The sequence below is a fragment of the Vibrio sp. 1078-1 genome (genome assembly GCF_033340475.1).
In genome coordinates this window covers 1-538 of the sequence record NZ_JAWOWM010000796.1, presented here as the reverse complement: position 1 = coordinate 538, position 538 = coordinate 1, and the positions used below count along the sequence as shown (strand labels likewise).

The following is a 538-nucleotide window of genomic DNA, read 5'->3' as shown; positions in this document are numbered from 1 at the left end:
CCACGAATTTTATCCACTGGCAGCTCCGGTAAGGTTTTGCTGTGATCTGGCGAGAAGCAAATCACTCGGCTCAAACCACGCACGCCTTGCGTTTTGAATAGCGGGTTGTTTGACTCTGGTGCATCTGGTGAATCCACCATCAGAGCCGCAAAATCGTTATTGAACACATAGGTTCCTTGGTAATCAGGGTTCACGTCACCTGAAATACGTTCGTTGGTCGGACAAAGGAAACACTTGCCGTCGTAAGTCGGCAGTTCGTCCATCGCAGGCTTTTCATCAGCACCACTCCATGGACGTTTTGCCCGGTGTGGTGATACCAAAACCCATTGACCAGTCAACGGGTTGTAACGACGGTGTGGATGATCCACTGGATTAAATTCAACATTCGACATCTTATTTACTCAACTTTCAAAATACGTTCTTTTCACTGCACATCTCGATGAGACTGGATCTGCAGATCGGCTTAAATTACTCAGCGGAATAACCTTGAGGATTATTTGATTGCCATAACCAGGTATCCGCCGTCATTTCCGTAACA

Annotated in this window: 1 protein-coding gene; it reads right to left on the bottom strand. The window is 46.8% G+C overall.

The window, feature by feature from the left end:
* Positions 1-392, bottom strand: a 392-nt coding sequence (gene galT / locus R7190_RS30120) for a galactose-1-phosphate uridylyltransferase (protein ID WP_318138241.1), incomplete at its 3' end; no start/stop codon positions are given.
* Between the last annotated feature and the right edge of the window lie 146 nt (positions 393-538).